Genomic DNA, 24,950 nt, shown 5'->3' with positions numbered 1-24,950 from the left:
TTCGACCTCTTATGCTAGTGATAACAATGTTGAACCTACAGTTACACTGTCACCCTGCTTAACCGCTAACTGAGTTACAACACCATCTTCTTGAGCACGAATTTCGGTTTCCATTTTCATCGCTTCCAAGATAATGATCACTTCACCAGTTTTAACCGCTTGACCATTATTAACTAACACTTTGAAAATATTTCCCGATAACGGTGCAGCCATAGTGCATTTAACTTCGCCAACAGGCGCTGAAGCCACAGGAACCATGGCAACTGGTGCAGCTGAGACTGGCGCGATATGCCCTATTTCGCCACCTTCGCTCACTTCGACGACAAAATGTTGCCCCTCTACGTCAACGGTATACGTTTGTGGACCTTTATCGGCTTTCACTTGTAAATCATCTGCACTTGGGACAGGCTCAAACGCATCCGGGTTGCCACGATTTTTAAGAAATTTAAGACCAATTTGATTGAACAACGCGTAAGTCATCACATCATCATCAGATTCAGCTGCTAGGCTAAAGCCCTGCTCTTTAGCTGTTTTTGTAAGTTCTACACGTAACTTATCAAGTTCTGGTGCAATCAAATCTGCTGGACGACAGGTAATAGGCTGTTCACCCTTTAGCACTCTGGCTTGCAACTCGGCGTTAACTGGCGCCGGCGTCGCACCATATTCGCCTTTTAGAACGCCTTCAGTCTCTTTGGTCATCGACTTGTAACGTTCACCCATCAGCACGTTGATCACCGACTGTGAACCAACAATTTGCGAGGTAGGCGTAACTAAAGGTAAGAAGCCAAGATCTTCACGCACCCGAGGGATCTCTTCAAGCACGGCATCCATTTTGTCTGCTGCACCCTGCTCTTTTAATTGGTTTTCCATGTTAGTCAACATACCGCCAGGTACCTGAGCACGCAAAATACGTGAATCGATACCTTTAAGTGCACCTTCGAAACGCACATACTTTTTACGTACTTCACGAAAATAAGCGGCTATCTCTTCTAACAACACCATATCGTAACCGGTTGCTCTGTCAGTATCTTCAACCATTGCCACTAAGGTTTCTGTGGCACTGTGCCCATAGGTTTGGCTCATTGAAGATATTGCAGTGTCAAGCACATCAACCCCAGCTTCAATGGCTTTTTGGTATGTAGCAGTGCTTAAACCCGTTGTCGCATGACAATGCATCGATACCATTAAATCAGTTTGTGATTTTAGGCGACTGATTAACTCATAGGCTTGCATCGGTTTAAGTAAACCCGCCATATCTTTAATACATAATGAATCGGCGCCCATGTCTTCTAAACGCTTTGCCATGTCGACCCAAGTATCAATCGTATGAATAGGGCTAGTAGTGAACGAAATCGTCCCTTGCGCATGTCCGCCAACGTTTTTAACTGCTTTAACTGCGGTTTCAAGGTTACGTACATCATTCATTGCGTCAAAAATACGGAATACATCTACGCCATTGGTGTGAGCACGTTCAACGAATCGTGTAACAACATCGTCAGCATAATGACGATAGCCTAATAAATTTTGCCCTCGCAGTAACATTTGCTGCGGTGTATTAGGCATGACTTTTTTTAGTTCACGAATGCGGTCCCAAGGATCCTCACCAAGATAACGAATACAAGAGTCAAACGTTGCCCCCCCCCATGACTCAAGTGACCAAAACCCCACTTTGTCTAATAACGGCGCGATAGGTATCATATCGTCGAGGCGTAAACGTGTTGCCAGTATTGATTGGTGTGCGTCACGCAGGACGACATCGGTTAGTGCTAATGGCTTGCTCATAATGACTCCAAATTTATTTCGCGCGGTATTGATGTATCGCAGAGGTGATTGCGGCAACTAGCTTAGGATTTAAAGCTACCTGAGCCGGTGCTCTGGGTATTGCAGTTGCAGGCGCAGCTGTAGCTGCCGCTATAGGCGCAGGGAAAAGCTTAGCAACAATACCAATACCGATGATCAACATACTTAAAAAGATAAACACTAAGCCCATGCCCATTATCATAATGCCCAGCGCATCGGATAACTGCTCAGATATTGATGTCATGTGTCCTCACTTTTTTGTCAAACAGTTAAATTAAGATAAGTTGGTTTAGGCGCGCTAAATCGGTGCAAGAATTAATATTTATCAATTCACCACACCTATTTGACTTACCTATTAAACAAGCGCTAATTCAGCAAGCATAAATATTCAACTCAAGCTTTATTTAATTCAGGTTTTTATGAGCTGAATCCCCCCACTTGCGGGACATCAGCTCAAAATCTTGTCACAAAATATAAACAATATACCACAATAATGCTATCTTTTTGTAAATTGGTCTTACCAAGTGACATGCACAAAGACAGTGCAACTATACAATCAGTAAAAATAAAGCCGATAAAATGAAGATCCCATAACTAAGTAGCATTTTCTGATAGCTAAATAATAAATTCATCATCAATAAGCATGAAACAACATCACTTACCGCTAAACAGACGCAAACATATACATAAATATTCTCAATCAAACAAACACAATGAATAAAGATGTAATAACAAAAGGCGGCTAAGTCAGATACACAACGATATGACTAAGAAGCATCTAATGATGAAGATAATTTGAGGGGGTAAGTGTCAACTTATCTCAGGACGGGACAAATTAACATAAAAAAAGCCCTGCATAAATGCAGGGCTTTTTTTATTATGGTGCGCGTGGGAGGAGTCGAACCTCCGACCGCCTGGTTCGTAGCCAGGTACTCTATCCAGCTGAGCTACACGCGCAAAATCGGTACAACATATCATTCAAATGCATTGCTATAGTTAGTACGATAAAAAAATACCAACATTACATATGAATGAATGGCGGAGAAGGAGGGATTCGAACCCTCGATGGGATTTAAAGCCCATACTCCCTTAGCAGGGGAGCGCCTTCGGCCACTCGGCCACCTCTCCGCAATAAATGGTGCGCGTGGGAGGAGTCGAACCTCCGACCGCCTGGTTCGTAGCCAGGTACTCTATCCAGCTGAGCTACACGCGCATAAATTGGGTTTAGTGAAATATGAATGGTGCGCGTGGGAGGAGTCGAACCTCCGACCGCCTGGTTCGTAGCCAGGTACTCTATCCAGCTGAGCTACACGCGCATTCATATTTAACACTTTAATAGATAATGGTGCGGATGGGAGGAGTCGAACCTCCGACCGCCTGGTTCGTAGCCAGGTACTCTATCCAGCTGAGCTACATCCGCATCGTATATCTATTGTAAGAAATGGCGGAGAAGGAGGGATTCGAACCCTCGATGGGATTTAAAGCCCATACTCCCTTAGCAGGGGAGCGCCTTCGGCCACTCGGCCACCTCTCCGTTTCTTGGCGCACATATTACTGTTTGACGAAAATAAGTCAAACCCTTTTTAGGAAACCTAACTTCATTTGGAGTGTTTTTAAGCACATTGGAGATAATAGCCTCAAATAGTCATGAAAACTGCATTACTTTTTATAACTATTCACATCATCACCAACAATATCAGCTTCATTAAGTCGCTCGTGATTGTGGCAAGTTTACCTTTTTACTAAATTGCATCTTTCAGGGCATTATTGAACTTACCATGTTGTTTTTACAAAATCCCTATTCCACAAACATTAATAAATAATGGCTGGGTTTGTATTGATTGTATTGTGCTAATGCATATAAAAAGTCAAATAATGCGACATAAGCCTTGAATCGAGAATAATCAAAATAATTTGAATGCTAGGCTGGTAACAAAACCTGTTAATCACTGAAATTTCACATTTATTAATACATAAAAGTGGTATTGAACAAACAAAAAAGTCAGCAAATGCTGACTTTAATTATATCGACGACACAATCTGCCGAATATTAGAAATTACCATCTTCAGAAGGTGTTCCAGACTTCTCAGATTGAATACGTTGGTAGATCTCTTCACGATGAACAGAAACTTCCTTAGGCGCGTTAACACCGATACGTACCTGATTACCTTTTACACCTAGAACAGTAACGGTGACTTCATCACCAATCATTAATGTTTCGCCTACACGACGAGTCAAAATTAGCATTCTATTGCTCCTTTAGTTCAATCTGCATAACACGCTTTGTCCGTAATATGCGTTCATTATAAGGTCTGCTTTACATAAAATAATAGTATCTATTTCTAAATACGTCGGTTTATAAAGCACCATCTATTCGAAAATCGTAAATTTGACGATAAATCATCTATTGATACGCAATAAGTAACAAATTAATCACACTTGCTAATCACCACGCAGTTAAATAAATCAATACAGTAAAAACAATAACCAAAATAACTAGAATAAAATCAATAATGATTTGTGTCCAAAGACTTATCGAAAATCATCACCTAACAATACCTATAAACGCTTTTACTGTTCGCGAGTGAGTTCACTATGCCAAATCTACTGTTGGCACTCAAGTTATAAAGTTGAATATCATAGACTTTATAACTTAAGTACCAATATAAGCCCTAATTTACCGACTTATTAGCTTAAACGCTCACGGATCCAAGGTTCAACTGAGGCCAAGGCTGTTTTAAGGTTCTCAGGCTGAGAGCCACCGGCTTGAGCCATATCAGGACGTCCACCACCTTTGCCGCCTACTTGCTGGGCGACCATGGCAACAAGCTCACCAGCTTTGACTCGTTTGGTTAAGTCATTGCTCAAACCTGCTATTAAGTTTACTTTACCGTCTTTGGTAGTACCAAGCACAATAATGGCAGACTTAAGTTTTTGCTTTAACTCATCTTGTAGGCCACGTAAAGAGCCTGGGTCTATGCCATCAAGCATCTTAACCAGCACCTTAACACCATTGATATCAACAGCATCACCCGCCATATCGGCACTAGCCGCAGCGGCTAATTTATCTTTTAACTGAGACAAATCTTTTTCTAGCTGTTTCACTTTATCTAACTGAGCTTTTAATTTACTGACAACAGAAGCACTGTCTGATTTAAGTAACTGTGCAGCTTCATCTAGCACAGCTTGTTGCTCGGCAATATAAGCCATAGCAGCAATACCTGTGACAGCTTCAATACGACGCACTCCAGCAGCAATACCACCCTCAGAAGTGATTTTAAATAACCCAATATCACCAGTGCGGCCAACGTGCGTACCTCCACACAGTTCGATTGAAAAATCGCCCATGGTAACAACGCGTACCTGGTCATCGTATTTTTCACCAAACAATGCCATTGCGCCTTTTTCTTTGGCTTCATCAATAGCCATTTCAGCGGTGCAAAGTTCATGATTACGACGGATCTGGGTGTTAACTAAATCTTCTACCGCTTTCAACTCAGAAGGTTTAACAGCTTCAAAATGAGAGAAGTCAAAACGTAAACGTTCTGGGTTAACTAACGAACCTTTTTGAGTGACATGAGAACCCAGTATTTGGCGCAATGCAGCATGCAATAAGTGAGTCACAGAATGATTTAACTGAGTACGGTGACGTAACTTTTTATCTACTTGTGCAGTTAACTGCTGGCCAACAACCAATTGTCCTTGAGTTAACTTTCCTTGGTGACCTATTGCAGGGCCAAACTTTTGGGTATCCGTAACAGTAAATACTACGCCATCTGCTGTTAGTTGACCTTTATCACCGACCTGTCCACCAGACTCTGCGTAAAACGGAGTGTCATCTAGTACAACAACGGCATCTTGCCCAGCAACCACTGCCTCAGCTGGTTTACCGTCAACATATAAAGCAATCACGTTCGGCTGCCCAGTTAACTCGGTATAACCACTAAATGATGTTTCAGCATCAATAATTAAATGATTGTTATAATCGGCACCAAAGTTACCTGCGGCTTGTGCACGACTTCTTTGTTCAGCCATTGCAACTTCAAAGCCTGCTTCGTCAACATTAATGTCACGTTCACGACACACATCAGCAGTTAAATCGACTGGAAAACCATAGGTGTCATAAAGTTTAAATACAGTGTCACCGTCTAAAGTATTACCTTGTAGAGAATTCAGTGCACCATCTAAAATCACTAAACCACGCTCAAGAGTTCGAGCAAATTGTTCTTCTTCCGCTTTTAAGGCTTTTTCAACAATGGCTTGAGTTTGTTTTAAACCATTAGCTGGATCGCCCATTACACTGATTAGCGTAGGAACAAGCTTATAGAAAAACGCATCAGTAGCACCCAACTTGTTACCATGACGCACAGCACGACGAATAATACGACGTAATACATAACCACGGCCTTCATTTGATGGCATCACACCATCAGCAATTAAGAATGCACAAGAACGGATATGATCAGCAATGACGCGTAATGATTTGTTCTCTAAATCTGAAACTCCAATAATCTCGGCTGTTTTAGCAATCAACTGCTTAAAGATATCGATTTCGTAGTTGGAATGTACGCCCTGCATAATGGCTGCTATACGTTCAATGCCCATGCCTGTATCGACAGAAGGCTTAGGTAATGGCAACATTTCACCGTCTGCTTGACGGTTATACTGCATAAATACGATGTTCCAAATTTCAATAAAACGGTCGCCGTCTTCTTCAGGAGTACCAGGGCGACCACCCCAAATGTGATCGCCATGATCATAGAAAATTTCACTACAAGGGCCACAAGGACCGGTATCACCCATCTGCCAGAAGTTATCTGACGCAAATGGAGCACCTTTATTGTCGCCAATACGAATCATATTCTCAGGGGCTACACCAATTTTTTGAGTCCAAAGGTCATACGCTTCGTCATCTGTTTCATAAATGGTGACACATAAACGCTCTTTTGGTAGCTTGAGTGTTTCGGTTAAAAAGGTCCATGCGAAACGAATTGCATCTTCTTTAAAGTAATCGCCAAAACTGAAGTTACCTAACATTTCAAAAAAAGTATGGTGACGAGCGGTATAGCCTACATTATCAAGATCGTTATGTTTACCACCAGCACGCACACAACGTTGAGATGTGGTCGCTCGTGTATAACTGCGCTTATCCATTCCGAGGAACACGTCTTTAAACTGGTTCATACCCGCATTGGTGAATAGCAGTGTTGGGTCATTGGTGGGAACGAGCGAGCTGCTATCAACAACCTGATGTCCGTTATCTTCAAAGTACTTTAAAAAAGCGCTTCTTAATTCTGCTGTAGTCTGAAACATTAATTGGCCCTGAATATAGAAAATACAAAAGTAACGAGCTTGACAAGCAAGCCTGTAAATCTAGGCATTATATACTGAATTTGGCGAAAGAAGCGAGATGAGTGAATCGATTATAATAGCAGTAAAAAATGATACCTTGTGTGCCTGTAGGGGAATGAATTGTTGTATGGCGTGTTAAATACGACAGTATAAACAAGAGGGACAAGCGTTAAATATCGAATACAAATAAACAGGATGATCATTTTTTTACCCTAGGGTAAAGGCTTATTGATTGGTCTTCCAGGAACATAATTGAGCAAATATATTATTTGATCAAAACAAGAGTTTTACTCAACTTAACGCGACCGCTAAAATCACAATGTTAATTAACTATTTTTGCGTTACGACCTAAAAACCCAAACACCACGGGCTTAATTGATAAAACGTTTAAATGTAATAAAACATATCATCTAAAAAAATCAAATTAACAATAACCTAGAACCGACTAGATTTATTGCTCATAAATGCCTTTTGATTTTTTATTAAACATAGAGAGGTTTTCTTGATGGGAATATTCGCGGCGCGCAACATGCGCAACCGCGATAGATTTTGCGGACTAACTTAGAAAACTTCGCCAGTTTCGAGATCAACATTCTCGTCGCTGTCAGTACTTGAGCCTAATGAGCCAGGAGCAGCTAGTAGCATAGAACGTAAAGTGGTGTCGATTTCATTGGCAATAGCTGGATTTTCTGTAAGGAACTTACCTGCATTTGCACGGCCTTGACCAATTTTTTCACCTTTGTAGCTATACCAAGCACCTGCTTTATCAACAAGCTTATGTGCAACGCCTAAATCAACCAACTCGCCAGTACGATTAATACCTAATCCATAAAGAATTTGGAATTCAGCTTGCTTAAATGGTGCTGCAATTTTGTTTTTAACGACTTTTACGCGGGTTTCGTTACCGATAACTTCATCGCCGTTTTTAATGGCACCAATACGACGAATATCTAAACGAACAGAAGCGTAAAACTTCAGTGCGTTACCACCCGTAGTTGTTTCTGGGCTACCAAACATCACACCAATTTTCATACGAATTTGGTTAATAAAAATAAGCAAAGTATTTGATTGCTTAAGGTTACCAGCAAGTTTGCGCATTGCTTGGCTCATCATACGAGCAGCAAGGCCCATATGTGAATCACCAATTTCACCTTCAATTTCGGCTTTTGGCGTTAATGCAGCAACAGAATCGACAACAATAACGTCTACAGCACCAGAACGGGTTAATGCATCACAAATTTCTAATGCTTGCTCGCCAGTGTCTGGCTGCGAACAAAGTAGGTTATCAATATCTACGCCTAGCTTTTTTGCATAAATAGGGTCAAGTGCATGCTCTGCATCAATAAACGCACAGGTTTTACCTTCGCGTTGTGCTGCGGCAATCACTTCAAGTGTTAAAGTCGTTTTACCTGATGATTCAGGGCCATAGATCTCAACAATACGTCCTAATGGTAAACCACCAGCACCTAGGGCGACGTCCAATGAAAGTGAACCTGTAGAGATAGTTTCAACGTCCATTGTGCGATCTTCGCCCAATTTCATAATTGAGCCTTTACCAAATTGTTTTTCAATTTGACTTAACACGGCGGCAAGTGCTTTCTCTTTATTTGGATCAACCTTCATTATAAAACCCTCTTAAGGCATTCAATACGTTTAGTAAAATGCTATTTGTACTTAGGTGGAATGGTGTGGACCATTTCATTATGTTCATCAGTATACTGTATAGTCATACAGTATCAAGTGCTGATCGTAATTTTTTTCTTACCTTTGAAAATTGCCTTTTTACATCAATATATTATCTTCGTAGATTTTTATATGAATCTATTTATACCCAGAGGACAAATATTGTTAAGATTAGCCTCATAAGATTTACGACTTAAAAACGATTAATAGTGAAGTGTTCATAATGACAGTGATTGATACCAGCGATTTAGAAAAACACACCCCGATGATGCGTCAGTATTTGGGCTTAAAAGCCGCCCATCCTGATATGTTATTATTTTACCGTATGGGTGATTTTTATGAGCTATTTTACGATGATGCTAAACGAGCATCTGAAATGCTGGGTATTTCTCTTACTGCTCGCGGGAAAAGCGGCGGCGATCCTATTCCCATGGCTGGCATTCCCTATCATGCTGTCGAAGGCTATTTAGCAAAATTAGTTAACATTGGTCAGTCTGTGGCCATTTGCGAACAAATTGGCGATCCTGCCACATCAAAAGGCCCCGTTGAACGCCAAGTTGTGCGTATCGTTACTCCCGGCACCTTAACAGACGAAGCCCTACTGCAAGAAAAACAAGACAATTTACTGGCGGCGCTTTATCAAGGTAAAAATGGTTTTGGTTACGCAACTCTAGATATTTCATCCGGTCGTTTTGTGGTTGCAGAATTACCTACTCGTGAAGCATTAGAAGCCGAATTACAACGCACCAATCCTGCAGAATTACTTTACAGTGAAGATTTTACTGACATATTATTAATCAATAACATAAAAGGGATCCGTCGCCGTCCAGAGTGGGAGTTTGATTACGATACTTGTGTAAATTTACTATTGAGTCAATTTGGTACCAAAGACTTACATGGTTTTGGGATTACAGATGCCCGCTTGGCACTTCAAGCTGCTGGTTGCTTAATGCAGTATGTAAAAGATACTCAAAAGATGGCGTTACCACATATCAACTCGATTGTGCGTTTTAATCAATCGGAATCCATTATTTTAGATGCCGCGACGCGACGTAATTTAGAGTTAACTCAAAACTTGTCTGGCGGACGAGAAAATACCCTCTCGTGGGTATTAGATAATACCGCAACCCCTATGGGTAGCCGTATGTTACAACGCTGGATCCATGAACCTCTTCGCAATAGACAAACAATTCAATATCGCCATAATGCCGTCAATGAACTCATTGAACTCGACCTATATCAAACGTTACATGAACAACTAAAAAGCTTAGGTGATATTGAACGTATTATGGCTCGTTTAGCACTACGCAGTGCCAGACCTCGCGACTTTTCACGTTTAAAACAAGCGTTAACACTTCTGCCAGAAATTCAACAAACATTAGCTACATGTCAACAACCTAGATTGAGCGCATTAGTGCAATTATTAGGTGACTTTCCAGAACAGCACGATTTATTAACGCGCGCTATTGTAGATAATCCTCCTGTGTTAATTCGTGATGGTGGGGTTATCCGTACTGGCTATAATAATGAATTAGATGAATGGCGTAAGCTGAGCGAAGGCGCGAGTGATTATTTAGTTGAACTTGAAGCCCGCGAGAAGCAGCAAACTGGAATTAACACCTTAAAAGTGGGTTATAACCGAGTTCATGGATATTATATTGAAGTTAGTCGTTTACAAGCTGACAGAGTGCCTCTGAGTTATCAACGCCGACAAACACTGAAAGGGACAGAGCGTTATATCACCCCAGAATTAAAACAATACGAAGAAAAAGTACTCTCAAGCCAAGGCAAAGCTCTCGCACTTGAAAAACAACTGTGGGAACGGCTATTTGACTTATTGCTGCCAAAATTACAAGAGTTACAGCAGTTTGCTAGCGCCGCTGCCGAACTAGACATACTCAGTAATTTTGCAGAGCGAGCAGAAACCTTTAATTACCAATGCCCACAAATGACTGATGAAATTGGTATTCATATTGAAGCAGGTCGTCATCCAGTGGTTGAAAGGGTCAGTCAAGCGGCTTTTATTGCAAACCCTGTTGCGTTAACACCGCAGCGTCAAATGCTTATTGTCACTGGTCCCAATATGGGCGGTAAATCAACCTATATGCGTCAGGTAGCACTCATTACATTAATGGCACACATTGGTTGTTTTGTTCCCGCGGATTCAGCCAAAATTGGCGAAGTTGATCGGATATTCACCCGTATTGGTGCCTCAGATGATCTAGCATCGGGTCGCTCAACCTTCATGGTTGAAATGACTGAAACCGCAAACATTTTACATAATGCGACCGCAAACAGTTTAGTGTTGATGGATGAAATCGGTCGCGGAACCTCGACTTACGATGGTTTAGCCCTCGCGTGGTCTGCTGCAGAATATTTAGCAAAAAATGTGAGTGCGTTAACGTTATTTGCCACTCACTATTTCGAACTAACCCAACTGCCCGAACTGTTACCATCAGTGATTAACGTCCACTTAGATGCAATAGAACACGACGACACGATTGCCTTTATGCATTCAGTGCAAGAAGGTGCGGCAAGTAAAAGCTATGGGTTACAAGTTGCGGCACTTGCAGGTATTCCAGCTCAAGTGATTAAAGCAGCAAAGCAAAAACTGCATCAACTTGAAAACCGCGATATGAGTTTATCGCAGCAAAATCCGACCCAAGTCAGTATGAACTTATTACCGCCAATAGCAGAGCCTTCAGCTGCATTGGAAAAGCTAGCACAAATTAATCCTGACGATTTAACCCCTAAACAAGCATTAGATTATTTATATGAATTGAAACGCTTAAATAGCCAAAGCTAATCAATACCAAAGTTTGGTATAACTCGGAATAATAGGTCTGTGGAAGTCTGACAAGACTTCCACACCAACATTGTATTTATCGAAAAAGGTAATACATGCACAATGAGAGTTAGAATGACACAACAATAGGCTTAAAATAATAGGCAAATGTAAATAGCGAGGAGATGCTAGAAAGGAGTGAATAGACGTTTTGAATCCGCGTTAAGCATATTTAACCACATGGTAAATGTGCAAATAGCATATGGGGAAATACATTTTATTTATCAACAAATTAACTTTAACCCTACATCGTTTAAGTTCACAACGATTAACGGGATAAACCTAAAAACATGAGTCAGAATTGTTACCGCCCATATAGGTTATTAACCCGACTATCGACTATCACCTTAAATTGTATTTATTCAGATTCCCTATCAAATAACTTTCGATGGTCATCTTTCATTTAATACCCAAAGTAAGTATTAACTATTTATTAATCTCTAAAAAGTGCCTCAACAGACAGACCTTGCGTACCAAGTAAATCTTTTAAGCGTTTTAGCGCTTCAACTTGAATTTGACGAACTCGTTCACGTGTAAGACCAATTTCTGCCCCCACATGTTCTAATGTTGAAGGTTCGTATCCAAGTAAACCAAAACGTCTTGCCAACACTTCACGTTGTTTGGTATTCAGTTCATTTAACCAGCCAACGATTGATTTAGATAAATCTTCATTTTGTACACGATGATCGGGGCCGACCGAATCATCAGCGGCAATGACATCTAATAATGCCTTTTCACTGTCGCCAGCTAATGGTGAATCTACCGAGGTAATTCTTTCGTTTAATTTTAACATACGACTGACATCACCGGTCGAGACATCTAATTTTTCGGCAATTTCTTCAGCGGTAGGCTCATGATCTAATTTTTGGGCAAGTTGCCTTGCTGTGCGTAAATACACATTCAATTCTTTTACTACATGAATAGGAAGACGGATTGTGCGAGTCTGATTCATAATCGCGCGTTCAATAGTTTGTCTAATCCACCACGTAGCATAAGTCGAAAAACGAAATCCACGTTCAGGATCAAATTTTTCCACGGCTCTAATTAGGCCTAAATTGCCTTCTTCAATAAGATCTAGCAGTGCTAAACCACGATTGTTATATCTGCGGGATATTTTAACAACAAGACGGAGATTACTTTCTATCATACGGTTGCGAGATTTTGCGCAGCCTTTGAGGGATTTACGTGAAAAAAACACTTCTTCTTCTGCCGTAAGCAGTGGGGAAAAACCAATTTCACCTAAATATAATTGGGTGGCGTCAAGATTTTTTTGAAGGTCGTCTTGGACTTTTTCTTCAATGTCGAGTTGTTGTACCAAATCGCCTTTTTTGGTTGCAACCTCTTGTGGTTGTTTAGCTAGATCGACAAGTTGTTCTGCTGAAGCAGTACTATTTTTGCGGCTCATAATTGCTCTCCCAAACCTAATTTTATGTATGTAATCTACTTCACTTGCTTATCCTCCGCTATTTATGTTGCTAAACTATTATTGTTTAGGTAGATATCTTAATGGGTTGACAGACTTTCCATGGTAACGCACTTCAAAATGAAGCATCACTTGGCTTGTCCCTGTACTGCCCATTGTTGCAACTGTTTGCCCTGCACTAACATATTGCTTTTCTTTAACCATTATCTTGTCCGTATGAGCATAAGCACTTAAAAAATCATCATTATGTTTGATAATCACTAAGTTGCCATAACCTCGTAGTGCATTACCTGCATAAACAACTCTTCCATCAGCTGCGGCTTTAATAATATCTCCGCGATTGCCAGCAATCTTAATCCCTTGATTGCCTTGTTCTGATGCCGAAAAATATTTAATTATTCGGCCTCTAACTGGCCAGTGCCATTGGTGAACTTGCTGCGGCAAGTTTTCGATAGGACTACTCGAACCTTGGTTAATATTTTGTTGGGTAGTTGTTACAGAATACGCAGGCTTTACTTTGTGATCAAGATCTTTTTTCGTTTCGGCTGGAACCACTGCAACTATGGGCTTTGAGAGAATTATAGGCTTGATTGTTTTAGATTCCGGACGGTTTCCACTCGAAATATAGGGTTGAGAGACCGCGCTAGTTTGTACCGAATTAACATTAGCCTTAGGTTTACGAACTGCGGTCGACGAATGCTTTTTTGGGGCAGTTAACGTCAGTGTCTGCCCTGGATAGATAGTGTAAGGAGCCGCTAAATGATTCAAATGAGCTAGTTCTACAAAATTACGGCTGGCGCCCCATGCTATTGAATAAAGAGTGTCACCTTTCTTTACTTTGTATTTATTGGTTTTTAATGACCCTTTATGATAACGAGGGTTATAATTTTTCGACGATAAACTGTCAACCGGCGCTGGATGATCCGCTTGAAAGCTGCATCCCGAAAGCAAAATAGCTAAAACACAAACGTTCGGCCAACCGGTATTCATCAAACAAAGTCCTTAAGGGGAGAAATACATGATTGTTATGCTAAAACGAACTTATTTCCAACGAGCTTATTTCAAAAGAAATTATGATTAATTTATTAAGGCTCATCTTATCGTGATAACTATGCTAAACCGCCATTAATAAGAGGTACAAACTTTACCGCCTCAACAATCTCTGATTGGAATGATTGTCCAATACGGGTTATTTTGAGCAGTTGTTGAGTATCTTCACCCACAGGAATAATTAATACCCCATGGTCAGATAACTGTTCAAGCAATGCTTGAGGTACCGTAGCCGCTGCGGCCGTCACCATAATGCCATCAAACGGTCCTCGATTTGGCCACCCTTGCCAACCATCACCATATTTGAATGCTACGTTATGTAAATCTAGACGCTTTAGCCTTTGCCTAGCTTGTATTTGTAATGCTTTGATACGTTCAATAGTACATAACTCTGGAATTAACGATGCCAAAATGGCAGCTTGATAACCAGAACCAGTACCAATTTCTAGCACCTTCTGAGGATTGTGCTGCATCAACAACTCCGTCATTCTAGCCACAATATAAGGTTGTGAAATAGTCTGACCTTGGCCTATCGGTAATGCCGTATTTTCATAGGCTTTATGCGCTAATGCACCATCGAGAAATAATTCTCGTGGTATTGTTGCAACCGCATGCAATACCGCAGGATGTATGATCCCTGCATCAGACAATTTTTTCGCTAAATTATTTGCTGATGTTGAAGCTACCCGTGTCATATTTTTATTATCCAATCGGCTAATCCGTCAAGTTGATTGTATGCCGTTAAATCAACAGTTAGCGGTGTTATTGACACATAACCGGCTGCTACAGCACCAAAATCAGTCCCTTCACCCGCATCTTGCTCAGTGCCAACAGGCCCAAGCCAGTATATATCTTTACCCGCTGGATCTTGGGTTTTTATCATACCTTCGGCTTTATGCCGGCCGCCTAAACGTGTCACTTTAATGCCTTTAATTTGCGATAAAGGCAAGTCTGGAACATTAACATTTAAAATTTGGTCACGACTAATAGGGTGAGCCAACAATCCTTTTACAATTTTGGCAGCAAAGATGGCTGCGGTATCATAATGAATTAATGACTTTCCAGCCAGTGATACTGCAATAGCAGGCAAACCTAAAAAACGTCCTTCCATTGCAGCAGCGACAGTACCTGAGTACAGGGTATCATCGCCCATATTAGCCCCTGCATTAATACCAGAAACCACAATATCAGGCTCAGTTTTACACAGTTCCCGAATCGCGAGATGGACACAATCGGTAGGTGTCCCGCTTACAGAAATATAACCATTATCTAAGTTATTAATTCTTAATGGATTAGTCAAGGTTAATGAGTTACTTGCTCCAGAGCAATTACGATCTGGGGCAACGGTTAGTATCTGAGCAAACTCACTGAGTACGTTACTTAACGTAATAATTCCTGGAGCGTTCACGCCATCATCATTACTGACTAAAATATTCATCATCGATTAAGACTCTTGTTTTGTTTGTGCTTGTTGATCTGCAACCATGACTTTTCGTTGTAACTCTTGAACATCTTGATAATCAGCCAGTTCGCGAAGTACTGACGTTGCATAACTTCCCGCAGGCAAAACAAATTCAAGCGTGAGCGTATCAGCGTCAAACTGCCACTTAATGCCTTGAGGCTCAAGTAATAATGGGCGTCGCTCTTGTGACAAGCCCGCCTCTTCAAGTCCCTGTAAGTCAATTGACAAATCAGCTAATGGCGTCATTTCTACTGTTAATGCTTCATCTTGAGCTAAGGGTGTTCCCCTGCCCCACAATGGCGCTGATAGTTGAATATCTTTTTCTGCTAAACGCGCATTGAGAACAACATCCCATGCTTGAACAGTAAAATAGCTTTTACTGCCGGCTAACATGACACAATCACCCGCTAATGTTTGGGCTTGATGAGTCGCTAAGCGATAGGAAACCACTTGATTAAATATGTTAGAACGCACAGCTGATAAATACATGCTGCGTTTATTGCGATCTTTTACATTACGACCACCACTAAGCATTTGTCGCCCTAATAGCAAGTTTTTACCGTCATGACCAAAACGTTGCTCACCAAAGTAATTAGGCACACCCATTTTGGCAATTTGTTGTAAACGCGCTTCAACATCAGCGACTTCGGTAATATTACGTAATGTCAGCACAAACCGATTGCCAAGCAAAGCGCCTATACGCAATTTTTTACTGTGGCGACCGCTCGACAAAATCGTTAATTTATCATCATTAAGCTGCGTCCACTCTGGTGTTTCTTTACCAGGAATACGCACCCCAAACCATTGTTCAGTGATGGCGTTTTTGTCTTTCTGGCCAGCAAAGGTCACTTCTTTTGGATGAACTTTAGCAAACTTAGCCAATATTTCAGCAACATAAACGGTATTCATGCCATTTTTGCGTACGTGAAGCATATGATGTTCGCCTTCGCCCGTCGGCGTAAAAGGCAAAATTTCTTTAACAATAAAATCACTGTTATGAGTGCGTAAATCGGCTTGGCTTATTGGTTTACCAAATAGGTAATGTAATTCTTTCATGCGACAGAATTCTCTATAATTTGTAGGTTATTGGCTTTTCATTAATACAACAGCTTCAACAGCGATGCCTTCTTTGCGCCCTGTAAAACCCAGCTTCTCGGTAGTGGTCGCTTTAACATTAATATTGTCTATGTCGGTCTGTAAATCAACACTTAAACATTGACGCATTGCCTCAATATGGGGTGCCATTTTAGGTGTCTGAGCAATGATGGTGACATCTAAGTTACCTAATACAAACTGCTTTTGCAGTGCAAGTTGATAACAGTGCTTTAATAATACCCGACTATCTGCACCGGCAAAATTAGCATCAGTATCAGGGAAGTGTTTGCCTATATCACCTAACGCCATCGCCCCTAATATCGCATCACTAATGGCATGCAGTACCACATCACCGTCAGAATGGGCAATCAGTCCACTGTCATAAGGGACAGTAACACCACCTAAAACCAGTGGGCTATCACCGCCAAATTTATGTACATCAAAACCATGACCGATACGAATATTCATTTAAAAACCTTATCTTAACTTGCTTTGTGCTGATATTAACGAGTGTGGCTATTTCAGTTAACTATTGTTGTGACATAAACAGAGCTGCTAATTGTAAATCATCAGGGTGAGTCACTTTGATATTATCCATTCGGCCATTAACCAATCCAGGCATAACCCCGGCCCACTCCATTGCACTGGCTTCATCGGTAATAGGTACCTGCGCAGCTAATGCCGCCGATAAGTGGTGACGTAAAACTGAAACAGGGAAAAGCTGTGGGGTTAATGCATGCCATAATAACGCGCGATCGACTGTATGAATAATATTACCGTTAGTGTCACTTCGCTTCATGGTGTCGCGAACTGGTGCTGCGAGAATGGCGCCTTGGGGATGAAGATTTACTGATTCAATCAATTTAGTAATATCTTGATGAGTAACACAAGGCCTTGCAGCGTCGTGCACCAAAGCCCAAGCTTCAGGGTTTATAGACTCAACAAAATCTAATGCGGCTAATACAGAATCGGCACGTTCACCACCACCAACAACGGTTGTCAGCTTTGAGTGATGAGACTGTGGTAACTGACTAAAATAGTTATCTTGTGGGTGTAATGCTACAACAACTTGGTCTATTTCAGCATGCGACAATAATGAATCTAATGTATGGGCGAGAATGCATTGTTGTCCAAGCATCAAATATTGCTTAGGTATATCGACCCCCATACGACTCCCCACGCCTGCAGCAGGAACAATAGCAATGATAGAACGAGGATTGTTTAGCATATATGCAATACCAAGATTGAAAATAATATGATTAAGTAGTACTTAGGATGCCACATAGACTAACGATTTAATTGGTTCAGATCACGTAATTCACTGCCTACGACCCGATAAAACGTTTCGCCTTCTTTAACCATACCTAACTCGTTGCGGGCACGTTCTTCAATGGCTGCAGTGCCACTTTTTAAATCAATAATCTCTTCTTTAAGGATTTGATTTCGAGCAACAAGCTTGTCATTACTTTGTTCTTGCGCTGCGATTTGGGTTTGCAGCACGACATATTCTGAAAAATTGTTGTCACCCTTCCATAGTCGGTACTGTAAAAGTGATAATAAACAAATCAATAAAAATATTAGTCGTTTCATAATATTAAGTTATGTCGAAGTAACCCCTAGAAAATATGTTCATTATAGTACAACAAAAAAGGCCACCTAGTGGTGGCCTTTTTAAGCTAAAGCAAAAATATTATCCTTGGCCTTTCACTTCTTTAAGACCGTTGTATGGTGCTTTTGAACCTAGCGCTTCTTCTATACGAAGCAATTGGTTGTATTTCGCAACACGGTCACTACGGCTTAGTGAACCTGTTTTGATTTGACCTGCCGCTGTACCAACAGCTAAATCAGCAATCGTTGAATCTTCTGTCTCGCCACTACGATGAGAAATAACAACCGTAAAGCCTGCATCTTTAGCCATTTTAATTGCCGCCAATGTTTCGGTTAAGGTACCGATTTGGTTGAATTTAATTAAAATAGAGTTAGCAATGCCGTTGTCGATACCACGTTTAAGAATCTTAGTATTTGTTACGAATAGATCGTCACCCACTAATTGGATTTTATCGCCCATTAATTTAGTTTGGTGAGCAAAACCATCCCAGTCAGACTCGTCAAGACCATCTTCGATAGAAACGATTGGGTAGCGTTGAGTAAGACCTTGTAAGAAGAAGTTAAATTCTTCAGAAGTGAATTTTTTACCTTCACCTTTAAGATCGTAGATGTTGGCTTCTTTGTCGTAAAATTCAGAAGCAGCACAATCCATCGCTAACGTGATGTCTTTACCTAGCTCGTAACCTGCATTGGCTACAGCAACTTTAATTGCAGCAAGTGCAGCTTCGTTAGATGCTAGGTTTGGGGCAAAACCACCTTCATCACCTACCGCAGTTGAATGTCCGTCAGCTTTAAGCACTTTAGCAAGGCTGTGGAATACTTCCGCACCCATACGTAGACCTTCACGGAAAGTCTTTGCGCCAACGGGTTGGATCATAAACTCTTGAATATCAACACTGTTATCAGCATGCTCGCCACCATTGATGATGTTCATCATTGGAAGAGGCATAGAGTAAACACCTGGTGTACCGTTTAGATCTGCAATGTGAGCATATAAAGGTACGTGCTTAGCTGCAGCGGCGGCTTTTGCGATAGCGAGAGAAACAGCAAGAATAGCGTTAGCGCCAAATTTTGCTTTGTTTTCGGTACCGTCTAAGTCAATCATGATTTGGTCAAGTTCAGCTTGAGCCAAAGCATCTTTACCTTTAATCGCTTCTGCAATTGGGCCATTTACAGCAGCAACAGCTTTTAATACACCTTTACCTAAGTAACGTGCTTTGTCGCCGTCACGAAGTTCTAATGCTTCGCGACTACCAGTTGATGCTCCAGATGGTGCAGCAGCCATACCAATAAAACCGCCTTCTAAATGTACTTCTGCTTCAACGGTTGGGTTACCACGCGAATCCATAATCTCGCGACCAATCACTTTAATAATGTTAGCCATAATATCCTCATACTGTGTAAGTAAATTAAAAATTTAAAATAAAAGTTAAAAGCCAATACCAATAAAACCGCTAAAACAACAAATATTGTTGATTTATTGGTATTAAACTTTCAGTTTAGTAATTTTATTCTATTGTAAGGTAGAGTAGATCGAATTGGTCTTTGCTTCAACTTAGTTTTAACCGCAATGAGACATCATAATAGCGATTATCTGATTTATACACATATCTTACACAAAAAAGCCGCTAATGCATGCATTAGCGGCTGTCTCAATTAGCCGATATCGCGTTTTTGATACGCATAAGAAGCAGCAATAAAGCCTTCAAATAATGGATGACCATCTCGTGGAGTTGAAGTAAATTCAGGGTGGAATTGACTCGCAACAAACCATGGATGATCAGGCAGTTCAATCATCTCAATTAATTTACGATCAGAAGACAAACCACTGAACACTAAGCCGGCCTTTTCCATACGTTCGATAAAGTTATTATTCACTTCATAACGATGACGATGACGCTCTACACACGTTGCTGAATTATAAGCTATTGCAGCTTTTGTGCCTTCTTTTAAATGGCATAACTGAGCGCCTAAACGCATGGTGCCACCTAAATCTGAAGACTCATGGCGTTTTTCAACATCACCTTCTTCGTTTATCCATTCAGTGATTAGACCCACTACAGGATAAGGTGTTTGTGAATTAAACTCTGTTGAGTGGGCACCGTCTAAACTTGCTACATTACGTGCAAATTCAATTAATGCTACTTGCATACCTAAACAAATACCAAAGTACGGTAGATTATTTTCACGGGCAAATTTAGCGGCAAAAATCTTACCTTCTACGCCACGCTCACCAAAGCCACCGGGTACTAAAATACCATCAAGGCCTTGCAACACTTCTTCGCCTTTAGCTTCAACAGTTTGTGAATCAATGTACTTAATGTTCACTGTCACACGTTTTTTTATGCCCGCATGTTTTAATGCTTCGTTAACAGACTTATAAGCGTCAGGTAATTCAATGTATTTACCTACCATACCTATAGTGACTTCACCATTTGGATTGGCTTCTTGGTAAATAACGTTTTCCCACTCAGACAAGTCAGCTTCGTTACATTCTAAATTGAAACGCTTGATCACTAACTCATCTAATCCTTGCGAGCGTAATAACGCTGGAATTTTATAGATGCTATCAACGTCTTTTAATGAAATAACCGCACGTTCTTCTACGTTGCAGAATAACGAAATTTTAGCTTTTTCATTAGCAGGAACTGCACGGTCGCCACGACAAACCAGTACATCCGGTGCAATACCAATAGAACGCAACTCTTTAACGGAGTGCTGAGTTGGCTTGGTTTTAATTTCACCTGCAGCGCCTAAGAATGGCACTAAGGTTAAATGCATAAATAAAGTACGCTCACGTCCTAGCTCGGCACCCAATTGACGAATAGACTCTAGAAACGGTAATGATTCAATATCGCCTACCGTGCCACCGATTTCCACAATCGCCACATCATGCCCTTCACCACCCGCGATTATTTTTTCTTTAATCGCATTCGTAATGTGGGGAATAACCTGAATGGTTGCACCTAAATAATCACCACGACGTTCTTTACTAATGACTTCTTCGTAAATACGGCCTGTAGTAAAGTTATTACGGCGGTTCATTTTGGTGCGAATGAAGCGTTCGTAATGACCTAAGTCGAGATCGGTTTCAGCACCATCTTCAGTCACGAATACTTCACCGTGCTGAGTGGGGCTCATAGTACCCGGATCGACGTTAATATATGGGTCAAGTTTCATAATGGTTACATTGAGGCCACGCGCCTCTAAAATTGCTGCTAGCGAAGCTGCTGCAATGCCTTTACCTAGTGATGAAACAACGCCACCAGTAACGAAGATATACCTTGTAGTCATGCTGAACCTGAGAAATTAGATTGGAAAATTACGTGCTTGTAAGAAAGCACTAGGACGGGGCGATATTATAGCAAAGCCACCTTGATTCGACAAACTTAAACGCGCTAATTTTAGCTAATTTGCTTTTTCGTAATGCTTTATTAAATTCCAGTATCCGTCTAATTCAGTCAATGTATGTTGTTGTATGGTTTTGCCACTATCCGCTACACATTGCTCTACCCCTCTAAATCTGCGTTCAAACTTATGATTGGCTTGGCGTAAAGCTTGTTCAGGATCGACCTTTAAATGCCGAGCAAGATTAACCACGGCAAACAATAAATCACCCATTTCATCGACGATTCTGGGTTGATAAAAATCAGGATCTTCATGTCGTTTGTTAACTTCAACCAATACTTCATCGATTTCTTCGTGGATTTTGGCCACCACAGGATCAAGCTCGGCCCAGTCAAAACCGACTTTAGCCACTCGATGTTGAATTTTTCGCGCTCGAGACAACGCGGGTAATGCTTGAGGAATATCATCTAAAGCAGAGTGCTGTTGTTTTTGTTCGCGCTCATTAGCTTTTAACTTATCCCACGCTTGGCTTAAGTCTTGAGTATTAGTAATCGCCACAGTGGCTTCACTGCCTGATTGACCAAATACATGAGGATGGCGACGAACAAGCTTATCGTTAATACGCGCCACCACTGTGGAAAAATCAAACTTACCTTGCTCTTGTCCCAGTTGACAATAAAACACCACCTGAAACAGTAAGTCACCGAGTTCATCAGGTAACTCTTCCCACGCCTGCCTCTCAATCGTATCAACGACCTCATAAGCCTCTTCTAAGGTAAAGGGCACTATACTGGCAAAATCTTGGGCAAGATCCCACGGGCAACCAGAATCAGGATCGCGTAATTGTTGCATTATGGTGAGTAACGATTGAATGTCTGCCACAAAAATGTCCTCTTTATTGAATAAAACTGAATGAAAAAGGCACCTAACAAGTAGATGCCTTTTCGATCAACACATGATGTTAGTTATAATCGACGCGACTCAATAACACCGTCAACTTGCGATAATTTAGCCAGAACCCGAGATAAACCATCTAAATTGTACAGTTCAAGTTCAAGCTCAACAGTTGCAGTTTGGCTTTTAACGTCTGAAGATGAACTCATGGCCATCACATTGGATTTCTCAGCAGCAAGTACTGTGGTTAAATCGCGCAATAAACCACTACGATCGTTGGCAAGTACCCTGACACGAATACGATAACCACCGGAGTAATTCTCACCCCAAATCACATCGACACTTCGTTCTGGATGAGCACGCATTAACTCTTTGACTTGCTCGCAATCACTACGATGTACAGAAATACCTCGTCCCATGGTGATATAACCAAAAATTTCATCGCCAGGCACTGGCTGGCAACATCGAGCAATGTGGCTCATTAAATTGCCGACACCATTAACTTCAACTTGACCTTTGTCAGATTTCTTCGGTTTATGTGTCGATTTCTTTATGATGTCTTCAAGTAAGTTTTCGTCAGTCTCTTCTACTTTGCGAATTTTGGTTTCAGTGAAGTTAACCACTTGGTTTAAGCGTAAGTCACCCCCACCGATGGCGGCCAACATGTCATCCATGGTATTTAAATTAAAGCGTTCAACAGCCACTGCGGCATCTTTAACTTTTAGGCCAACTCGGGCTAATTCTGATTCAAGCATCTCTTTACCCGCAGCAATATTTTTATCGCGGTCTTGTTGCTTAAACCAATGTTGGATTTTTGAGCGTGAACGTGACGATTTTATATAACCTAAACTAGGGTTGAGCCAATCACGTTTAGGATTGGGCGTCTTTGAGGTGATAATTTCAATACGCTCGCCAGTTTCAACCTGGTAAGTAAATGGAACAATACGGCCATCGACTTTTGCGCCAATGCACTTATGCCCCACATGCGAGTGAATATAGTAGGCAAAATCGAGCACAGTTGAACCTAACGGTAAATCAACAACTTCACCACTTGGCGTAAAGACATAAACTCGGTCTTCAAACACTTGACTGCGAACTTCATCAACCAAATTACCACTTTCGGCAACGTCTTCTTGCCATTGTAAAATCTTACGTAGCCAATTAATTTTTTCTTCGTAACCCGTTTGCTTAGTGTTACCCGCACCTTCTTTGTATTTCCAATGCGCTGCAACACCCAGCTCAGAATCTTGATGCATGGCTTCTGTACGAATTTGAATTTCGACTGTTTTGCCTTCAGGGCCAACCACCACAGTATGAATAGATTGATAACCGTTAGGTTTTGGATTGGCAACATAATCGTCAAATTCACGCGGAATATGATGCCAGAGATCATGCACAACCCCTAATGCACCATAGCAATCTTGTAATCTTTCGGTCACGATACGTACCGCACGAACGTCAAAAAGCTCATCAAATTTAAGATCTTTGCCTTTCATTTTACGCCAAATACTGTAAATGTGCTTAGGACGACCGTACACTTTTGCGCGAATACCATCACTATCTAAACGTTGTTGCAACTGGGTGACAAATTTGTCGATAAACACTTCTCGGTCTACGCGTTTACCATCAAGCTGTTTGGCAATGTCTTTATAAACAGTTGGATGCAAGTAGCGAAAAGAAATATCTTCAAGCTCCCACTTTAATTGACCAATACCTAAACGATTAGCTAATGGCGCATAAATGTCAGCAATTTCACGTGCTACCAGCACCCGAGTTTCTTCATCGGCATTTTTGACGGCTCGCAATAAATAAACACGTTCGGCTAATTTGATGACTACGGCGCGAACATCTTCAACCATTGCGAGGAGCATTTTACGAATATTGTCTATTTGAGGTTCGGCATCACGAGCGTTTTGACTGACTTTTAAAGCACCGATGGCGTCCATGGTGACGACACTGGCAACTAACCTAGCGAGGTTTTCACCATATTGCTCTAAGATTTGCTCTTCATTAAGCACACCCGCTTCCAATAACACAAATAGTACTGCGGCTTGCAGTGTTTCAATGTCCATATTCAACGGCGCTAAGATTTCAATCATTTCGCGAGCACGCGCAAGCAGCTCAGTATGAGCCTGCTTATTTTTAACAGGTAAAGCTTCAACTTGTTGGATCAGCGACAATAACGTTTGCGCGTCGTCTTTGTCGTCGATGTAACGAGCTACCCATTCATCTAATTGGAATGCTTGCGTATTAAAATGTGCTTCGCGAACAGATACCATGAACCCTTCCTTAGCCGCATGACCGACTGACATCCAACCATATTCACACTTGGCATACTGTGTTGATATGGTATTAACAATAACTAAACGACCTATCTTGAAGCTCTACA

Annotated in this window: 18 protein-coding genes and 6 tRNA genes; 1 reads left to right on the top strand and 23 read right to left on the bottom strand. The window is 41.2% G+C overall.

The features are described 5' to 3' along the window. Positions 1-9 precede the first annotated feature (9 nt). From oadA to recA, 11 genes are all read right to left on the bottom strand, one after another. Positions 10-1,782, bottom strand: a complete 1,773-nt coding sequence (oadA, locus tag FCN25_RS15770; protein ID WP_137226374.1) for a sodium-extruding oxaloacetate decarboxylase subunit alpha — start codon at positions 1,780-1,782, stop codon at positions 10-12. A 13-nt stretch (positions 1,783-1,795) separates the two neighbouring features. Next, positions 1,796-2,044: an OadG family transporter subunit gene (locus tag FCN25_RS15765; protein ID WP_137226373.1), complete on the bottom strand. Its 249-nt coding sequence runs from the start codon at positions 2,042-2,044 to the stop codon at positions 1,796-1,798. A 636-nt stretch (positions 2,045-2,680) separates the two neighbouring features. Continuing rightward, positions 2,681-2,757, bottom strand: a tRNA-Arg gene (locus FCN25_RS15760). Between the two features lie 79 nt (positions 2,758-2,836). Further along, a tRNA-Ser gene (locus tag FCN25_RS15755) sits at positions 2,837-2,928 on the bottom strand. Between the two features lie 8 nt (positions 2,929-2,936). Further along, positions 2,937-3,013, bottom strand: a tRNA-Arg gene (locus FCN25_RS15750). 26 nt (positions 3,014-3,039) lie between these two features. Beyond that, positions 3,040-3,116: transfer RNA gene (locus tag FCN25_RS15745), tRNA-Arg, on the bottom strand. 27 nt (positions 3,117-3,143) lie between these two features. Then, positions 3,144-3,220, bottom strand: a tRNA-Arg gene (locus FCN25_RS15740). A 22-nt stretch (positions 3,221-3,242) separates the two neighbouring features. Then, a tRNA-Ser gene (locus tag FCN25_RS15735) sits at positions 3,243-3,334 on the bottom strand. Between the two features lie 516 nt (positions 3,335-3,850). Further along, positions 3,851-4,048 carry a carbon storage regulator CsrA gene (gene csrA / locus FCN25_RS15730; protein WP_076496509.1) on the bottom strand — a complete coding sequence of 66 codons (198 nt, stop codon included), beginning with the start codon at positions 4,046-4,048 and terminating at the stop codon, positions 3,851-3,853. Positions 4,049-4,489: 441 nt separating this feature from the next. Next, on the bottom strand, positions 4,490-7,114 hold the full coding sequence (gene alaS, locus FCN25_RS15725) for an alanine--tRNA ligase (RefSeq protein ID WP_137226372.1): 2,625 nt from the start codon (positions 7,112-7,114) through the stop codon (positions 4,490-4,492). Positions 7,115-7,714: 600 nt separating this feature from the next. Beyond that, the gene (gene recA / locus FCN25_RS15720; RefSeq protein ID WP_137226371.1) at positions 7,715-8,776 is read right to left on the bottom strand and encodes a recombinase RecA; all 1,062 of its coding nucleotides are present in this window, start codon (positions 8,774-8,776) and stop codon (positions 7,715-7,717) included. Positions 8,777-9,059: 283 nt separating this feature from the next. Here recA and mutS point away from each other — a divergent pair, with 283 nt between their 5' ends. Further along, entirely contained in the window at positions 9,060-11,642 is a 2,583-nt protein-coding gene (gene mutS, locus FCN25_RS15715) for a DNA mismatch repair protein MutS (RefSeq protein WP_137226370.1), read from the top strand. 472 nt (positions 11,643-12,114) lie between these two features. On the opposite strand, the gene rpoS is transcribed toward mutS, so the two are convergent. The 12 genes from rpoS to relA form a co-directional block, all read right to left on the bottom strand. Further along, positions 12,115-13,086 carry an RNA polymerase sigma factor RpoS gene (rpoS, locus tag FCN25_RS15710; RefSeq protein ID WP_137226369.1) on the bottom strand — a complete coding sequence of 324 codons (972 nt, stop codon included), beginning with the start codon at positions 13,084-13,086 and terminating at the stop codon, positions 12,115-12,117. 78 nt (positions 13,087-13,164) lie between these two features. Further along, positions 13,165-14,094, bottom strand: coding sequence for a peptidoglycan DD-metalloendopeptidase family protein (locus tag FCN25_RS15705; protein WP_137226368.1), 930 nt, complete (start codon positions 14,092-14,094; stop codon positions 13,165-13,167). 119 nt (positions 14,095-14,213) lie between these two features. Next, positions 14,214-14,849, bottom strand: a complete 636-nt coding sequence (locus FCN25_RS15700) for a protein-L-isoaspartate(D-aspartate) O-methyltransferase (RefSeq protein ID WP_137227431.1) — start codon at positions 14,847-14,849, stop codon at positions 14,214-14,216. Further along, complete coding sequence (gene surE / locus FCN25_RS15695; RefSeq protein WP_137226367.1) at positions 14,846-15,595, bottom strand: 5'/3'-nucleotidase SurE; 750 nt, start codon at positions 15,593-15,595, stop codon at positions 14,846-14,848. The genes FCN25_RS15700 and surE overlap by 4 nt, the downstream gene beginning before the upstream one ends. A gap of 3 nt (positions 15,596-15,598) precedes the next feature. Beyond that, positions 15,599-16,672 (bottom strand): tRNA pseudouridine(13) synthase TruD, encoded by a 1,074-nt coding sequence (gene truD, locus FCN25_RS15690; RefSeq protein ID WP_137226366.1) that lies wholly within the window; start codon positions 16,670-16,672, stop codon positions 15,599-15,601. 27 nt (positions 16,673-16,699) lie between these two features. Next, positions 16,700-17,179 carry a 2-C-methyl-D-erythritol 2,4-cyclodiphosphate synthase gene (gene ispF, locus FCN25_RS15685; RefSeq protein ID WP_137226365.1) on the bottom strand — a complete coding sequence of 160 codons (480 nt, stop codon included), beginning with the start codon at positions 17,177-17,179 and terminating at the stop codon, positions 16,700-16,702. Positions 17,180-17,240: 61 nt separating this feature from the next. After that, on the bottom strand, positions 17,241-17,939 hold the full coding sequence (gene ispD / locus FCN25_RS15680; RefSeq protein WP_137226364.1) for a 2-C-methyl-D-erythritol 4-phosphate cytidylyltransferase: 699 nt from the start codon (positions 17,937-17,939) through the stop codon (positions 17,241-17,243). Positions 17,940-17,998: 59 nt separating this feature from the next. Then, the gene (gene ftsB / locus FCN25_RS15675) at positions 17,999-18,301 is read right to left on the bottom strand and encodes a cell division protein FtsB (protein WP_137226363.1); all 303 of its coding nucleotides are present in this window, start codon (positions 18,299-18,301) and stop codon (positions 17,999-18,001) included. Positions 18,302-18,401: 100 nt separating this feature from the next. Then, complete coding sequence (eno, locus tag FCN25_RS15670) at positions 18,402-19,703, bottom strand: phosphopyruvate hydratase (protein ID WP_137226361.1); 1,302 nt, start codon at positions 19,701-19,703, stop codon at positions 18,402-18,404. A gap of 272 nt (positions 19,704-19,975) precedes the next feature. Next, positions 19,976-21,613 carry a CTP synthase gene (locus tag FCN25_RS15665; protein ID WP_137226359.1) on the bottom strand — a complete coding sequence of 546 codons (1,638 nt, stop codon included), beginning with the start codon at positions 21,611-21,613 and terminating at the stop codon, positions 19,976-19,978. Positions 21,614-21,727: 114 nt separating this feature from the next. Continuing rightward, positions 21,728-22,549 carry a nucleoside triphosphate pyrophosphohydrolase gene (gene mazG, locus FCN25_RS15660; protein WP_137226357.1) on the bottom strand — a complete coding sequence of 274 codons (822 nt, stop codon included), beginning with the start codon at positions 22,547-22,549 and terminating at the stop codon, positions 21,728-21,730. A gap of 83 nt (positions 22,550-22,632) precedes the next feature. Continuing rightward, positions 22,633-24,840 (bottom strand): GTP diphosphokinase, encoded by a 2,208-nt coding sequence (relA, locus tag FCN25_RS15655; RefSeq protein WP_137226355.1) that lies wholly within the window; start codon positions 24,838-24,840, stop codon positions 22,633-22,635. Positions 24,841-24,950: the final 110 nt, after the last annotated feature.

The organism is Shewanella sp. MEBiC00475, from assembly GCF_005234075.1.
Taxonomy (GTDB): domain Bacteria; phylum Pseudomonadota; class Gammaproteobacteria; order Enterobacterales; family Shewanellaceae; genus Shewanella; species Shewanella polaris.
This window is presented reverse-complemented; position numbering and strand designations above follow the sequence as displayed.

Coding starts and splice junctions, on each gene's coding strand:
- oadA (WP_137226374.1), bottom strand. CDS start 1,782: ATGAGCAAGCCATTAGCACTAACCGATGTCGTCCTGCGTGACGCACAC.
- FCN25_RS15765 (WP_137226373.1), bottom strand. CDS start 2,044: ATGACATCAATATCTGAGCAGTTATCCGATGCGCTGGGCATTATGATA.
- csrA (WP_076496509.1), bottom strand. CDS start 4,048: ATGCTAATTTTGACTCGTCGTGTAGGCGAAACATTAATGATTGGTGAT.
- alaS (WP_137226372.1), bottom strand. CDS start 7,114: ATGTTTCAGACTACAGCAGAATTAAGAAGCGCTTTTTTAAAGTACTTT.
- recA (WP_137226371.1), bottom strand. CDS start 8,776: ATGAAGGTTGATCCAAATAAAGAGAAAGCACTTGCCGCCGTGTTAAGT.
- mutS (WP_137226370.1), top strand. CDS start 9,060: ATGACAGTGATTGATACCAGCGATTTAGAAAAACACACCCCGATGATG.
- rpoS (WP_137226369.1), bottom strand. CDS start 13,086: ATGAGCCGCAAAAATAGTACTGCTTCAGCAGAACAACTTGTCGATCTA.
- FCN25_RS15705 (WP_137226368.1), bottom strand. CDS start 14,094: ATGAATACCGGTTGGCCGAACGTTTGTGTTTTAGCTATTTTGCTTTCG.
- FCN25_RS15700 (WP_137227431.1), bottom strand. CDS start 14,849: ATGACACGGGTAGCTTCAACATCAGCAAATAATTTAGCGAAAAAATTG.
- surE (WP_137226367.1), bottom strand. CDS start 15,595: ATGATGAATATTTTAGTCAGTAATGATGATGGCGTGAACGCTCCAGGA.
- truD (WP_137226366.1), bottom strand. CDS start 16,672: ATGAAAGAATTACATTACCTATTTGGTAAACCAATAAGCCAAGCCGAT.
- ispF (WP_137226365.1), bottom strand. CDS start 17,179: ATGAATATTCGTATCGGTCATGGTTTTGATGTACATAAATTTGGCGGT.
- ispD (WP_137226364.1), bottom strand. CDS start 17,939: ATGCTAAACAATCCTCGTTCTATCATTGCTATTGTTCCTGCTGCAGGC.
- ftsB (WP_137226363.1), bottom strand. CDS start 18,301: ATGAAACGACTAATATTTTTATTGATTTGTTTATTATCACTTTTACAG.
- eno (WP_137226361.1), bottom strand. CDS start 19,703: ATGGCTAACATTATTAAAGTGATTGGTCGCGAGATTATGGATTCGCGT.
- FCN25_RS15665 (WP_137226359.1), bottom strand. CDS start 21,613: ATGACTACAAGGTATATCTTCGTTACTGGTGGCGTTGTTTCATCACTA.
- relA (WP_137226355.1), bottom strand. CDS start 24,840: ATGGTATCTGTTCGCGAAGCACATTTTAATACGCAAGCATTCCAATTA.